Raw genomic sequence first — 12944 nt, 5'->3', positions numbered from 1 at the left:
GTCGCTGTTTACCAGAGACTCCGTGTCGGGAACATGACGTTAGGCCGAATCTGCGGCCAATCGTTTCAGCCGGTAAATGAAATCGAGTGCCTCGCGCGGGCTGAGGGCGTCGGCATCCACCTCCGCGAGGGCGGCTGCGAGCGGATCGGGCTGCGGCTCCTCCTTCTGCGCGGCGGCGAAGAGCGGGAGGTCGTCGAGGCCTGCCGCGATGCCGCCGGTTGCGGCGCGGCCTTCCTCGAGCTTGTTCAACACGGACTTGGCGCGGGTGAGGACCGGGGGCGGGAGGCCGGCGAGCTTGGCAACGGCGAGGCCGTAGCTGCGGTCGGCGGGGCCCTTCGCGACCTCGTGCAGGAAGACGAGGTCGCCTTTCCATTCGCGGGCGCGGACATGGTGGAGGGTGAGGGCATCGAGGCGCTCGGCGAGGCGCGTGAGCTCGTGATAATGGGTCGCGAACAGGCAGCGGCAGCGGTTGCGGTCGTGGATTGCCTCGGTGACCGCCCAGGCGATGGCGAGCCCGTCATAGGTGGAGGTGCCGCGGCCGACCTCATCGAGGATGACGAAGCTGCGCGGCGTCGCCTGAGCCAGGATGGCGACGGTCTCGACCATCTCGACCATGAAGGTCGAACGGCCGCGGGCGAGATTGTCGGACGCGCCGACGCGGCTGAACAGGCGGTCCACCAAGCCCAGCGTGGCGCGGGTGGCGGGGACGTAGGAGCCGGCCTGCGCGAGCAAGGCGATGAGCGCGTTCTGGCGAAGGAAGGTAGACTTGCCGCCCATGTTCGGCCCGGTGACGAGCCAGAGGCGTTCGTCCTCCGACAGGCGGCAATCGTTGGCGACGAAGCGGCCGCCGCTGGTCCGGAGCGCGTCCTCGACCACGGGGTGGCGACCGCCCTCGACGTCAAAGCAATTGTGCGGGGCGAAATGCGGGCGCGTCCAGCCGCCTTCGGTCGCGCGTTCGGCAAGGCCGGCGGCGACGTCGAGGCGAGCGAGGGCGTCGGCGGCCTCGGCGATGGGCTGCGAGCGCTTCAAGGCTGCGCCGATCAGCTCCTCAAGGTGGGCGGCCTCCGCGGCGAGGGCGTGGGCGCCGGCCTGGCCGACGCGCAGCGCCTGCTCGTGCAGGTCCGGCGCGTTGAAGCGGACCGCTCCGGCCATGGTCTGGCGGTGGGTGAAGCCCGACTCCGCCGCCATGAGCTTGTCGGCGTTCCGCGCGGGGACCTCGATATGGTAGCCGAGCACGTTGTTGTGGCGGATTTTCAGGGAGGCGATGCCGGTCTGCTGGCGGTAGCGCGCCTCCAGCGCAGCGATGGCGCGGCGGCCCTCGCCGCCGGTGGCGCGGAGTTCGTCGAGAGCGGCGTCATAGCCTTCGGCGATGTAGCCGCCCTGCGCGGTGTCGATCGGCGGGGCGGGGACGAGCGCGCGGGAGAGAAGGTCGACCAGCTCGCCATGTCCGACGAGGCTCGGAAGCAGCGCGTCGAGAAGCGGAGGCCGGTCGGGAAGCGCGCCGAGGCGGTCGTGGAGGCGGCGGGCTTCGTTGAGGCCGTCGCGGAGCTGGCCGAGGTCGCGCGGGGAGCCGCGGCCGGCGACGAGGCGGCCGAGCGCGCGGCCGATGTCGGGCAGGGCCTTCAACTGGCGGCGGAGCGCATCGCGGGCGCCTGCATCGCGCTCGAACAGGGTGACGAGGTCGAGCCGCGCTTCCAGCGCGTCCCGATCGAGCAGAGGCGCGCCGATGTCGGCCGCAAGAAGGCGGGCGCCGGCGCCGGTGACGGTGCGGTCGACGGCGGCGAGCAGGCTGCCGGCGCGGGTGCCGCTGGCGGAGACGGTGAGCTCGAGGCTCTCGCGGGTCGCGGCATCGATCATCATGTGCCCGTCGGCAGCGCGGCCGACCGGCGGGCGGAGGAAAGGGAGAGAGTCGCGCGCGACCTCGTCGAGATAGGCGAGGAGGCCTCCCGCCGCGGCGAGCGCGGCGCGGTCGAAGCTGCCGAAGCCGTCGAGGGTCGCGACTTCGAACCGCTCCTTCAGGCGCCGTTCGCCGGCGAGGCTGTCGAAGCCGGTGCGGCGATCATCCTGCATGACGACCTCCGCCGCCGCCAGACGGGCGAGCTCGGCCTCCAGTGCGGCCGGTGTCACCGAGCAGAGCTCGAAGCGGCCGGTGGAGATGTCGGCGGCAGCGACGCCGCAGCGATCGCCGACCCGCGAGGTGGCGACCAGCCAGTTGGTCGCGCGGCTCTCGAGCAGCGCTTCCTCGGTCAGCGTGCCCGCCGTCACCACCCGCACGATGGCGCGGGCCACCACCGACTTGGAGCCGCGCTTCTTCGCCTCCGCCGGACTCTCGGTCTGCTCGGCGATCGCGACGCGGTGGCCGGCCTTGATCAGGCGGGCGAGATAGGCCTCGGCTGCGTGAATCGGCACCCCGCACATCGGGATCGGCTCGCCCTCATGCTCGCCGCGGGCGGTCAGCGCGATATCGAGGCAGGCGGCGGCAATTCTGGCATCCTCGAAGAACAATTCGAAGAAATCGCCCATACGGTAGAAGAGCAGGGAGTCCGCGGCCTCCGCCTTGAGCGCAAGATATTGCACCATCATCGGCGTGGGAGCGGAATCGATCTTGGCGCGGGCGGTTGCCATCCGCTTCATCGTTAAAGGCTATCACCGCCCTGCGGAACCGTTGGCGACGAGATCGTCCACAGCATTTTCGTCGATGCCGCCACCGCCTTTGTCGCACGACATGAGGCGAAGGAGCGCGCCCTTGGTTAGCGGCGCATTTACCAGTCGCGGGTCCTCCGCGCGCTGACAAATCCTTGGCTCATTGGGGGTTATTTGTGATCCGTGTATATTTTGCGGCCGCGCTCGCGGTCGCCCTTCCGGCCGCGCCCGCTTCCGCCGCCACACTCGTCGGCAGCTACGGCTTCGACAACAGCCTCACCTCGTCGACGGCCGGCGGCCCGACCCTCGGGCTGATCGATCCGACCGGCACGAGCGGCTTCGGCACCGACACGGTGTTCGGCACCGAGCGCACCGTCTTCAACTTCCGCGGTGCGACCGCTGGCGGCAGCCAGAGCGGTCTCGTCTTCGATGCAGCCGGGCTGCTTGGGGCGAACAGCTATTCGGTGGCGATGACGTTCAAGTTCAACGAGCGCAACGGCGGCTGGCGCCGCATCCTCGGCACCAACGACCGCACGGACGACGACGGCTTCTACGTCAACACCGCCAACAACCTGACCGTCTTTCCGCAGGCGGGCAGCAACGTGAACTTCGTCAGCGGCGCCTATCGCAACGTCGTGCTCACCGTGGACGGCAACAAGGTCAGCGCCTTCATCGACGGCGGCGCCTCGTTCAGCACGCTTTCGGACGTGATGAGCCTCAGCAAGGGGTCGGGCAAGCTCACCTTCTTCGCCGACAACATCCTGGAGGGCGGCCTCGGCGAATGGTCGTCGGGCAGCATCGCCGCGCTCCGCGTCTATGACGGCGTGCTCGGCGCGACCGAGATCGCCAAACTCAACGAGATCCCGTTCGTGAACAATGCGGTGCCGGAGCCCGCCACCTGGGCGATGCTGATCTCCGGCTTCGGCCTGGTCGGCAGCATGATGCGCCGCCGGCGCCGGGCCCCGCTCGCACTGGCTGACGGGGGCGCCCGCCGCCGCTGGGGCGCGGCGGCGGGAATCCCGTCCTGCTCTCCTTGCGAGCCTTGCCGAACGCCTGAGTCGCGGCCTACAGCTTCACGCCGACAGGGGGAGAGCCGGCATGAGCGAGAGCAACGTCAAGTTTTCCGAACAGGAAGCGCTTGATTTCCACCAGATGGGCGGGCGGCCCGGCAAGATCGAGATCATCGCGTCCAAGCCGATGGCGACGCAGCGCGACCTCAGCCTCGCTTATTCGCCCGGTGTCGCCGTACCGGTCCGCGCCATCGCCGCCGATCCAGGCAAGGCCTACGACTATACCGCGAAAGGCAATCTCGTCGCGGTCATCTCCAACGGCACCGCCATCCTCGGCCTCGGCAATCTCGGCGCGCTTGCGTCGAAGCCGGTGATGGAAGGCAAGGCGGTGCTGTTCAAGCGCTTCGCCGACGTCGATTCGATCGACATCGAGCTGGCGACCGAGGATGCCGACGCCTTCATCAACGCGGTCGCCCTGATGGAACCGAGTTTCGGCGGCATCAACCTCGAGGACATCAAGGCGCCGGAATGCTTCATCATCGAGCAGACCCTGCGCGAGCGCATGAACATCCCGATCATGCACGACGACCAGCACGGCACCGCGATCATCAGCGCGGCCGGCCTCATCAATGCCTGCTACCTGACCGGACGCAACGTCAAGGACGTGCGGGTGGTGGTGAACGGCGCCGGCGCGGCGGCGATCGCCTGCACCGCCCTCATCAAGGCGATGGGCGTGCCGCACGACAATGTCATCATGTGCGACCGCAAGGGCGTCATCTACCAGGGCCGCGAAGGGCTCGATCAATGGAAGTCGGCCCATGCCGCCAAGACCGATGCGCGCACGCTCGAGGAAGCGCTGAAGGGTGCCGACATTTTCCTCGGCCTCTCCTCCGCCGGCGCGCTGAAGCCCGAGATGGTCAAGGATATGGCGCCGCAGCCGATCATCTTCGCCATGGCCAATCCCGATCCCGAGATCACGCCACCTGAGGCCAAGGCCGCGCGGCCGGATGCGATCGTCGCCACCGGCCGGTCGGACTATCCGAACCAAGTCAACAACGTGCTGGGCTTCCCCTTCATCTTCCGCGGCGCGCTCGACGTGCGCGCGACGACGATCAACGAGGAGATGAAGATCGCGGCGGCCGAAGCGCTCGCCGACCTCGCCCGCCAGCAGGTGCCGGAGGAAGTGGCGGCGGCCTATGGTGGCAAGGCGCATACGTTCGGCGCCGACTACATCATTCCCGCTCCGTTCGATCCGCGGCTGATGGAGATCGTGCCGGCCGCGGTCGCCAAGGCGGCGATGGACTCAGGCGTCGCGCAGCGGCCGATCGAGGACATGGATGCCTATCGGACGGCGCTCCGCTCGCGGCTCAACCCGACTACGTCGGTGCTGACGCTGGCCTATGAGGCGGCGCGGGCGAATCCGAAGCGGGTCCTTTTCGCCGAGGGCGAGGAGGATACCGTCCTCCGCGCCGCGATCGCCTTCCGCGACGGCGGCTACGGCGTGCCGGTGCTGGTCGGGCGCGACGACGTGCATGACCGGCTGCGCGCGCTCGGCGTCGAGGATGCCGAGTGCTTCGAGGTGCACAACAGCCGCACCTATGGCCGCGTGCCCGAGATGGTCGAGCATCTCTACAAGAGGCTGCAGCGGCGGGGCTATCTCCACCGTGAAGTCGAGCGGATCGTCAATCAGGACCGCAACATGTTCGCCTCGCTGCTGCTGGAGCTGGGCGAAGCGGACGCGATGATCACCGGCCTCACCCGGCCCTATGCCCAGTCGCTGCGCGAGGTGCGGCGGGTGCTCGATCCGGTCGAGGGGGTGACGCCGTTCGGTGTCCACGTGCTCGTCGGCCAGAGCCACACGGTGTTCCTCGCCGACACGACGGTGACCGAGCGCCCCACCGGCGAGCAGCTGGTCGACATCGCCTGCCATACCGCCGAGGTGGCGCGGCGGATGGGGCATGAGCCACGGGTGGCGTTCCTGTCCTATTCGACGTTTGGCAATCCGGAAGGGAGCTTCCTCGAGCGCATCCGCGAGGCCGTGAAGCTGCTCGACCGCGGCCCAGGCGTCGACTTCGAATATGAAGGCGAGATGCCGCCGGACGTGGCGCTCAATCCGGTGATGCAGAAGATCTATCCGTTCAGCCGTCTCACCGGTCCGGCCAACGTGCTGGTGATGCCGGGCCTGCAGACCGCCAACATCGCCGCCAAGCTGCTGCGCGAGCTGGGCGGCGACGCGGTGATCGGGCCGATGCTCGTCGGCATGAAGAAGCCGGTGCAGATCGCACCGATGACCGCAAGCGCCTCGGACCTGGTGACGCTGGCCGTGCTCGCCGCGGGGGGGATCGTCAGATAAGCGTCACCCCGGCAAAAGCCGGGGTCTCAGGACGCGAAGGCGCCGGCGTGAGTTCTCGTAGAGATCCCGGCTTCCGCCGGGATGACGGTTCGGGAGTTACTGCGGGTTGTCGGTCGTGCGGCCGGCGGCGCCGACCTGGCCGACCTGGCCGATATTGCCGAACAGCTCCTCGAAGAAGCCGCGGTTGCGGCCGAGGGTCGGGGTCTCCTCGCTGGTCGGGTTGATCGAGGCGACCTGCTCGAGCCCGCTGCGATCGACCGACGCAACGTTGCCGGCCTCGTCGAAGCGGATGTGGAGGATCGTCTGCTCCGAGGGACGCGGCTTGTTGAAGCCATAATTGCGGTTCTCGCGCGAGACGTAATACCAGTCGCGCTGGTCGAACTGGCCGACGAAGCTCGGGCGGCCGAGCGTCGCGATGACCGAATCGCGGTTGTCGACGCCGGGCTGAACCGAGGCGACCAGCGTCTGATCGACCAGATAGCCCTGATGATCGCGGACCTTGGTGCAGGCGGCGGTGGCGAGAAGGGTCGTGCCGAGCAGCATCGCCAGGGCGGCGCTCTTTCCGAAGCGGGCGTTCATGCTTGAAAAATCTCCTGAAACTCGCCGGCGCGACACCTCCGCGCCGGGGCCCTGCTTGCGGGCCACCGTCGGCTTCACCATTAAGGCAATGTGGCGGAGGCGCGCAAGGGTGCGCCCCGTGTGACCGATGGAGTGATCCTTGTCCTTTCTCTCGCGCATCCTCGGCGGCGGACGGTCCGACCGGGCGCGGATGCTACCGCTCTATGAAAGCGTCGTCGCCCTCGGACGCGATCCGGCCTGGTATCGCGAGGGCCAGGTGCCCGACACGATCGACGGCCGCTTCGATGTCATTGCCGCGGTGACGGCGCTGGTGCTGCTGAGGCTGGAGCGCGAGCCTGACAGGGAGACGCGGCTTGCCACCACCCTGCTCACCGAATTGTTCATTGACGACATGGAAGGCTCGCTTCGCCAGATCGGCATCGGTGACCTCGTCGTTGGCAAGCAGATGGGCCGCCTGATGGGGGCGCTCGGCGGACGCCTCGGCGCCCTTCGCGACGCGCGCGACGAGCCGGAGATGCGCGCCGCGGTGACCCGCAACATCTTCCATGAGACGCCCCCCTCCGAGGAGGCGGTCGCCTTCGTCACCGCGCGGCTGCTGCAATTGCGGGCCGATCTGGAGGCGTCGGAGCGGGAGGCGCTGCTCGACGGAAAGGTGCCGGCGCTGTGATCGAGCCGGAGTTCAGCCGGACCGTTCGCGTGGACACGCTCGGCAGCGCTGCCCGGGCGCTGTCGATCGGCGCGAACGAGGAAGAGCGGGCGGCGCTCGCCGAGCGCTTCGGGCTGATCGGGATCGAGCATCTCAGCGCCGAGGCCGAACTGACCCGCCACGGAGAGGCGGTGCAGGCGCGCGGCACGCTCAGCGCGAAGGTGACCCAGAGCTGCGTCGCGACCGGCGAGCCGGTGCCGGCGGAGGTGGAGGAGGAGTTCGAGATCAAGTTTCGGCCGGAGCCGGTGGCCAATACACCCGATGAAGAAGTGGAGCTGAGCGAAGGTGAGCTCGACGTCGTCTTCTATTCGGGCGGATCGGTCGATCTTGGCGAGGCCGTGGCGGAGACGCTGTCGCTGGCGCTCGATCCATTTCCGCGCTCCGCTGCGGCGGCCGACACTCTGCGTGAGGCCGGCGTGAAGAGCGAGGAGGAGGCGAAGGCGGAGTCGAGCCCCTTTGCCGGACTGGCGGCGCTGAAGGACAAGCTCGGTAAGTAGCCGTCATCTCGGCGAAAGCCGGGATCTCAGGACGAGAAGGCGCCGGTGCTAGGTTTCGCTGAGGCCCCGGCCTTCGCCGGGTGACGCTGACTAGAACGGGACGTCGTCGTCGAGGTCGCTGTCGAAGGCCGGCTGCGGGCGCTGCTGGCGATTGCCGCCGCCATAGCCGCCGGAGCTCGATCCGCCGCCGAAGCTGTCGCCATAATCGTTGCCGCCGCCGAAGCTGCCGCCGCCACCGCCGCCGCCTCCGCCCTTGGCGTCGAGCAGGACCAGCTCGCCGCGGAAGCGCTGGAGCACGATCTCGGTCGAATATTTGTCCTGGCCGTTATTGTCGGTCCATTTGCGGGTCTGGATCTGGCCCTCCAGATAGACCTTCGAGCCCTTGCGCAGGAACTGCTTGGCGACGCGGCCGAGATTCTCGTTGAAGATGACGACGCGGTGCCACTCGGTCCGCTCCTGGCGCTGGCCGTCCTTGTCCTTCCAGGTCTCGGACGTCGCCAGCCGCAGGTTCACAACCTCGCCGCCATTGTTGAGCGACCGCGACTCGGGATCGTCGCCGAGATTGCCGACCAGGATGACCTTGTTCACGCCCGCCATTTCAGAATCCTCATAAGCCGAGGGCGGTTGCCGCCCAGAATGTCGCCCCGGCGGCCAGATAGGCCAGGGTGAACAGATAGGCTAGCATGAAGGCGGGCCACTTCCACCCGTTGGTTTCCCGCCGCGTCACCGCAACTGTGGATAAGCATTGCGGCGCGAACACGAACCAGGCCAGGAATGCGAGCGCCGTCGCCAGCGACCAGCGGCCGCGCAGTCGGTCGATCAGCGACGTCTCGGTCGCGGCCTCGTCGTCGGTTTCGATCGAATAAGCGGTGGCGAGGGCGGATACGGCCACCTCACGCGCCGCCATGGCCGGGATAAGCGCCAGCGCGATCTCATGATTGAAGCCGATCGGGCGGACCACGGTCTCGAGACCGGCGGCCAGCTTGCCGGCGATGGAGCTGTCGAGCGCCGATTCGCCCGGGCGGGGCTGCGGGTAGGAGAGGAGGGCCCAGAGGATGATCGTCGAGACCAGGATGATGGTGCCGGCGCGCTTCAGGAAGATCATCGCGCGCTGCCAGAGGCCGATCGCGACGTCGCGGACGCTCGGCATCTGATATTTGGGCATTTCCAGCATGAAGCCGCGCTGCACGCCCCGCGCGACCGTCTGGCGCAGGACGAGCGCGGCGATCAGCGCCCCGGCGATGCCGGCCAGATAGAGGCCGAACATGACCAGCCCCTGGAGCCCGACCCCGGCACCGACGCTGGTCGCCGGGATGAAGGCGCCGATAATCACCGCATAGACCGGCAGGCGCGCCGAGCAGGTCATCAAAGGCGCGATCAGGATGGTGGTGAGGCGGTGCTTGGGATCCTCGATGCTGCGCGTCGCCATGATGCCGGGCACGGCGCAGGCGAAGGAGGAGAGCAAGGGGATGAAGGCGTGGCCGGAGAGGCCGACCCGCGCCATCAGCCGGTCCATCAGGAAGGCGGCGCGGACCATGTAGCCGGTTGCTTCAAGCAACAGTATGAACAGGAACAGGATCAGGATCTGCGGCAGGAACACGACCACCGCGCCGACGCCGCCGAGCACGCCGTCGACGAGGAGCGAGCGGAGGAAGCCCTCCGGCAGCGCGTCGGTGACGAGGCCCTGCAGGCCGGTGACGATGCCCTCGATCCAGCCGATCGGCGCCTCGGACCAGGCGAACACGGCCTGGAACATGAAGAACATCAGGCCGAGGAAGATGATCGGGCCGGCGACGGGATGGAGCGCGACGGCGTCGATGACGGCAGTCGAGCGGCGCGCGGTGGTCCCACCGAGCACCGATGCCTTGACGATGGCGCGGGCGCGGCGCTGGACGGCCACGAACTCGGCCTCCGCGGCCCGCGGACGGCGCTCGGCGGTGACGGCGAGGCTGAGCGCCTCCTTGACCTCGTCGAGCCCGCGGCGGCGCACCGCCACCGTCTCGATCACCGGCGCGCCGAGCTCCTGGCTGAGGCGGGCGAGGTTGATCGTGAGGCCGTCGCGCTTGGCAAGATCGGCCATGTTGAGCGCCACGACGGTGGGGAGGCCAAGGTCGATCAGCTGCAAAGCGAAGCGAAGGTGATTGTCCAGATTGGTCGCGTCGAGGACGATCAGCAAGGCGTCGGGCAGCCGCTCGCCCTGCTGGCGGCCGATGACGACGTCGCGCGTCACTTCCTCGTCCGGGCTGGAGGGGTCGAGGCTGTAAGCGCCGGGGAGGTCGACCAGTTCGGCCGGGCGCCCGTCCGGCAGCGACAGGCGGCCGGACTTACGCTCGACCGTCACGCCGGGATAGTTGCCGACCTTCTGGCGCGCGCCGGTGAGCATGTTGAACAGTGCGCTCTTGCCGGCATTGGGATTGCCGACGACGGCGATCAACGGGATGGCGGTCATTCCGCGGCGAGGTCCATCGCTTCGATCGACACGCTCACCGCACGCGCCTGGGCGCGGCGCATCGCCACCATCATCCGTCCCACGCGAATGGCGAGCGGGTCCTTGCCGAAGGGCGCGCCGTGCAGCGCCTCGATCTCGACTCCCTCGTCGAAGCCGAGGTTGCGCAGCCGCTTGGCATCCGCCTCGGACAGCACCGACCAATCGATCGCGCTGACCGTGGCGGGAGTGCGGAACGGAAGCTGGTCGAGGCGCAAGGCGGGTGAGTCCATCGTGGCTAGATGCGACTGATTATCAATAAGCCGCGTCGAAATCCAGTGGCAAGCGGAAGCGTCTGGCGAGCCGGAGCGTTGAGGCGTAAGCAGGCGCCGTGATGTAAAGCGTATCCAGGAATCCAATGAAAACAGCAATGTTGCTTGCCGCATCCCTGCTGGTCGCCGTTCCGGCTGAAGCGGCCACTTTGAGCCTCAGCATCGAGGGGCTGAAGCCCCGCGGCCAGATCATGGTGCTGCTGTTCGATGCAGAGCGGAACTGGAATGCGAAAGCGGGCGCGGTGCGGGAGATCAAGCGCAAGGTCGGCGCGGCCTCGGCGCAGATCCTGGTCGAAGGCCTTGCCGCAGGGCATTATGGTGCAATGGTGTTCCAGGATCTCAATCTGGACGGCCGGATGAACTTCAACTTCGTCGGCATGCCGCTGGAGCCCTACGGCTTTTCCAACAACAGCCGCGGCCTCTTCGGACCGCCCGCCTGGGGCAAGGCAGCGTTCCGTTTCGGCGGCGACGCTACCCACTCGATCAGGCTGAAATGACCGCCGAAGCCGCCTTCCCCGCCCGCGGCGCCGGACGCCAGGCCGCGACCGGCCTGACCCTCGCAGCGCTGATCGGCGGGGCATGGGTTGGCCTCCACATCTACGGCGTCTTCTTCCATCGCCTGGACGGACAAGGTGTCGCTGTTGCGCCGCTGCTGGTGCTGGCGCTCACCTGGCTGAACGTCGGCCTGTTCATCGTCGCCCACGACTGCATGCACGGCTCGCTGGCGCCGGGACGGCCGGGGGTGAACCGGGCGGTCGGGCGCGTGATGCTCGGCCTCTATGCCGGCTTCCGCTACGACCGGCTGCTCCCCAAGCATCACGACCACCACAAGCATGCGGGGACAGACGGGGACCCGGACTTCTCGCATTCGAACCGTTTCTGGCCATGGTATCTGTCCTTCTTCCGCGAATATTTCGGCTGGCGCGAGTTCGCGGTGCTGGCGGCCTTGCTCGGAACCTACATCTTCATCCTCGGCGCCTCACCGGTGAACGCCCTGCTCTTTTGGGGCGTGCCGGCGATCCTGTCGTCGCTACAGCTCTTCACTTTCGGCACCTACCTGCCCCATCGCCGCGGCGAGACGGAGTTCACCGACCGGCACCGGGCACGCAGCAACGAGTTCGGCTATCTCGCCTCACTGATCAGCTGCTACCATTTCGGCTATCATCACGAGCATCATCGCTCGCCGCAGACGCCCTGGTGGGCGCTTCCCCGGCTACGAGCGACGCCTCGATAAGGTCGGCCGCTCTGCCGACGCCGCCGGCGCTGCCGATCTCCGTTTGCAGCCTTTGCGCGGCCTCGAGATAACTCGAATTCTGCAGCACCTCCAGGATAGCGCTCCGGATCCGCGCCGGATTTCGGCGCCGATGCAGTGCGACTGCTGCGCCGACGCGCTCCAGACGTGCGGCGGTGGCGGGCTGCTCGAAGGTGATCGGCAGCGCGACCATCGGGACGCCGAAGCTCAGGGCGTCCATGACCGTGTTGAAGCCGGCATGGGTGATGGCGAGCGCCGACCGGGCGAGCAATGCCCGCTGCGGCACATAAGGCCGTACGATCGGCTGGCCGCTCAGTCGTGCGATCTCCCTGTCGGCGAGGAGCCCGCCATGAGCGATGACCAAGGTGACGTCCAGATCGGCAGCGGCCTTGGACACGGCTCGGAATATCCCGGCACGTGAGCCCTGAAGCGTGCCGAGCGAGCAGTAGACCAGCGGCTTTCCGTCCGGTGGCAGGGCGAAGTCGAGCGGTTCATCCTCCTCCCTGAACGGCCCCACATAGTGAAAGCAGGCTGGCAGCCGCTCGCGCGGAAAGTCGAGGCCGCGGACACACTGGGTGATCTGCGCGCGGGTCGACCAGGTCTCGTCGGCAAAGCGGATGTCCGGTCGCCCGAGCCGCTCGGCATGGCGTCGGATCACCTTGGTGATCGGCCGCTCGACGACGCGAGCGACCCGGTAGCCGCCACGGTTGCGGCGCAGGCCTTTTTCCGACGGATCATACGGCCAGGGAAGCACGGGCGGCGGGACGGCGGGCTCGAGGTTCAGGGGCAGTGCGTTTGCAACGTTGGCGAACGGGATGCCTAGGGCCGTTGCCACCAGGCTGGCGGCGGCGTCGGTCTGGTCGATGATCAGAGCATCGGGTGCGAGCCGGTCCAGCGCACCGGGCAGCTCCCGGCAAATCACATCGGTGAAGCCCGCAAGATCACGGATGAACCGCCAGGTGCTGATCGGGCTGCCGAGGCTGGCCAGCCGCCTCAGATAGGGCTCCAGGCTTCCCGGCGGCTGATCGCGCTCGGCGAACGCCTGAAACGATGCGCCCGCCGGCAGCCGGGGCGCCATGTCGGGGAAGCCGAGAAAGGTGGCGCGGTGGCCGCGCTTTTCCAATGCGCGCGCCAGGACAGCCATCGG

General features: G+C 68.2%; 12 protein-coding genes. 6 read left to right on the top strand and 6 right to left on the bottom strand.

What is annotated here, in order from left to right; genetic code table 11:
- Positions 1–39: 39 nt before the first annotated feature.
- Positions 40–2583, bottom strand: a complete 2544-nt coding sequence (gene mutS / locus AC5JBD_RS16440; protein WP_495723005.1) for a DNA mismatch repair protein MutS — start codon at positions 2581–2583, stop codon at positions 40–42.
- Between the two features lie 236 nt (positions 2584–2819).
- Here mutS and AC5JBD_RS16435 point away from each other — a divergent pair, with 236 nt between their 5' ends.
- On the top strand, positions 2820–3785 hold the full coding sequence (locus AC5JBD_RS16435) for a PEPxxWA-CTERM sorting domain-containing protein (protein ID WP_495722903.1): 966 nt from the start codon (positions 2820–2822) through the stop codon (positions 3783–3785).
- The gene (locus AC5JBD_RS16430) at positions 3742–6006 is read left to right on the top strand and encodes an NADP-dependent malic enzyme (RefSeq protein WP_495722902.1); all 2265 of its coding nucleotides are present in this window, start codon (positions 3742–3744) and stop codon (positions 6004–6006) included. Before AC5JBD_RS16435 ends, AC5JBD_RS16430 begins: the two co-directional genes overlap by 44 nt.
- A 96-nt stretch (positions 6007–6102) precedes the next feature.
- Here the strand turns inward: AC5JBD_RS16430 and AC5JBD_RS16425 are convergent, their stop codons facing one another.
- Positions 6103–6585: an outer membrane protein assembly factor BamE gene (locus AC5JBD_RS16425; protein WP_495722901.1), complete on the bottom strand. Its 483-nt coding sequence runs from the start codon at positions 6583–6585 to the stop codon at positions 6103–6105.
- Positions 6586–6724: 139 nt separating this feature from the next.
- On the opposite strand from AC5JBD_RS16425, the gene AC5JBD_RS16420 reads away from it, so the two are divergent.
- Positions 6725–7252 carry a ubiquinol-cytochrome C chaperone family protein gene (locus AC5JBD_RS16420; protein WP_495722900.1) on the top strand — a complete coding sequence of 176 codons (528 nt, stop codon included), beginning with the start codon at positions 6725–6727 and terminating at the stop codon, positions 7250–7252.
- Positions 7249–7788 carry a YceD family protein gene (locus AC5JBD_RS16415; RefSeq protein WP_495722899.1) on the top strand — a complete coding sequence of 180 codons (540 nt, stop codon included), beginning with the start codon at positions 7249–7251 and terminating at the stop codon, positions 7786–7788. Before AC5JBD_RS16420 ends, AC5JBD_RS16415 begins: the two co-directional genes overlap by 4 nt.
- A gap of 90 nt (positions 7789–7878) precedes the next feature.
- Here the strand turns inward: AC5JBD_RS16415 and ssb are convergent, their stop codons facing one another.
- Genes ssb through AC5JBD_RS16400 form a run of 3 tightly spaced genes read right to left on the bottom strand, consistent with a single transcriptional unit; the run spans position 7879 to position 10506 of the window.
- Complete coding sequence (gene ssb / locus AC5JBD_RS16410; protein ID WP_495722898.1) at positions 7879–8385, bottom strand: single-stranded DNA-binding protein; 507 nt, start codon at positions 8383–8385, stop codon at positions 7879–7881.
- Between the two features lie 10 nt (positions 8386–8395).
- Positions 8396–10237 carry a ferrous iron transporter B gene (gene feoB, locus AC5JBD_RS16405; RefSeq protein ID WP_495722897.1) on the bottom strand — a complete coding sequence of 614 codons (1842 nt, stop codon included), beginning with the start codon at positions 10235–10237 and terminating at the stop codon, positions 8396–8398.
- A complete protein-coding gene (locus AC5JBD_RS16400; protein WP_495722896.1) occupies positions 10234–10506 on the bottom strand; it encodes a FeoA family protein in 273 nt (90 codons plus the stop codon). The genes feoB and AC5JBD_RS16400 overlap by 4 nt, the downstream gene beginning before the upstream one ends.
- 125 nt (positions 10507–10631) lie before the next feature.
- Here AC5JBD_RS16400 and AC5JBD_RS16395 point away from each other — a divergent pair, with 125 nt between their 5' ends.
- Positions 10632–11042, top strand: coding sequence for a DUF2141 domain-containing protein (locus AC5JBD_RS16395; RefSeq protein ID WP_495722895.1), 411 nt, complete (start codon positions 10632–10634; stop codon positions 11040–11042).
- Positions 11039–11779 carry a fatty acid desaturase gene (locus tag AC5JBD_RS16390; RefSeq protein WP_495722894.1) on the top strand — a complete coding sequence of 247 codons (741 nt, stop codon included), beginning with the start codon at positions 11039–11041 and terminating at the stop codon, positions 11777–11779. The genes AC5JBD_RS16395 and AC5JBD_RS16390 overlap by 4 nt, the downstream gene beginning before the upstream one ends.
- Here the strand turns inward: AC5JBD_RS16390 and AC5JBD_RS16385 are convergent.
- Positions 11685–12941, bottom strand: a complete 1257-nt coding sequence (locus AC5JBD_RS16385) for a glycosyltransferase (protein WP_495722893.1) — start codon at positions 12939–12941, stop codon at positions 11685–11687. The two genes, AC5JBD_RS16390 and AC5JBD_RS16385, sit on opposite strands and share 95 nt — an antisense overlap.
- Positions 12942–12944 lie beyond the last annotated feature (3 nt).

The organism is Allosphingosinicella sp., assembly GCF_059502505.1.
Note: the sequence above shows the minus strand (reverse complement) of the source record. Positions and strands in the feature narration are given on the sequence as shown.

Coding starts and splice junctions, on each gene's coding strand:
- feoB (WP_495722897.1), bottom strand. CDS start 10,237: ATGACCGCCATCCCGTTGATCGCCGTCGTCGGCAATCCCAATGCCGGC.
- AC5JBD_RS16385 (WP_495722893.1), bottom strand. CDS start 12,941: ATGGCTGTCCTGGCGCGCGCATTGGAAAAGCGCGGCCACCGCGCCACC.
- AC5JBD_RS16390 (WP_495722894.1), top strand. CDS start 11,039: ATGACCGCCGAAGCCGCCTTCCCCGCCCGCGGCGCCGGACGCCAGGCC.
- AC5JBD_RS16400 (WP_495722896.1), bottom strand. CDS start 10,506: ATGGACTCACCCGCCTTGCGCCTCGACCAGCTTCCGTTCCGCACTCCC.
- AC5JBD_RS16425 (WP_495722901.1), bottom strand. CDS start 6,585: ATGAACGCCCGCTTCGGAAAGAGCGCCGCCCTGGCGATGCTGCTCGGC.
- ssb (WP_495722898.1), bottom strand. CDS start 8,385: ATGGCGGGCGTGAACAAGGTCATCCTGGTCGGCAATCTCGGCGACGAT.
- mutS (WP_495723005.1), bottom strand. CDS start 2,583: ATGATGGTGCAATATCTTGCGCTCAAGGCGGAGGCCGCGGACTCCCTG.
- AC5JBD_RS16395 (WP_495722895.1), top strand. CDS start 10,632: ATGAAAACAGCAATGTTGCTTGCCGCATCCCTGCTGGTCGCCGTTCCG.
- AC5JBD_RS16430 (WP_495722902.1), top strand. CDS start 3,742: ATGAGCGAGAGCAACGTCAAGTTTTCCGAACAGGAAGCGCTTGATTTC.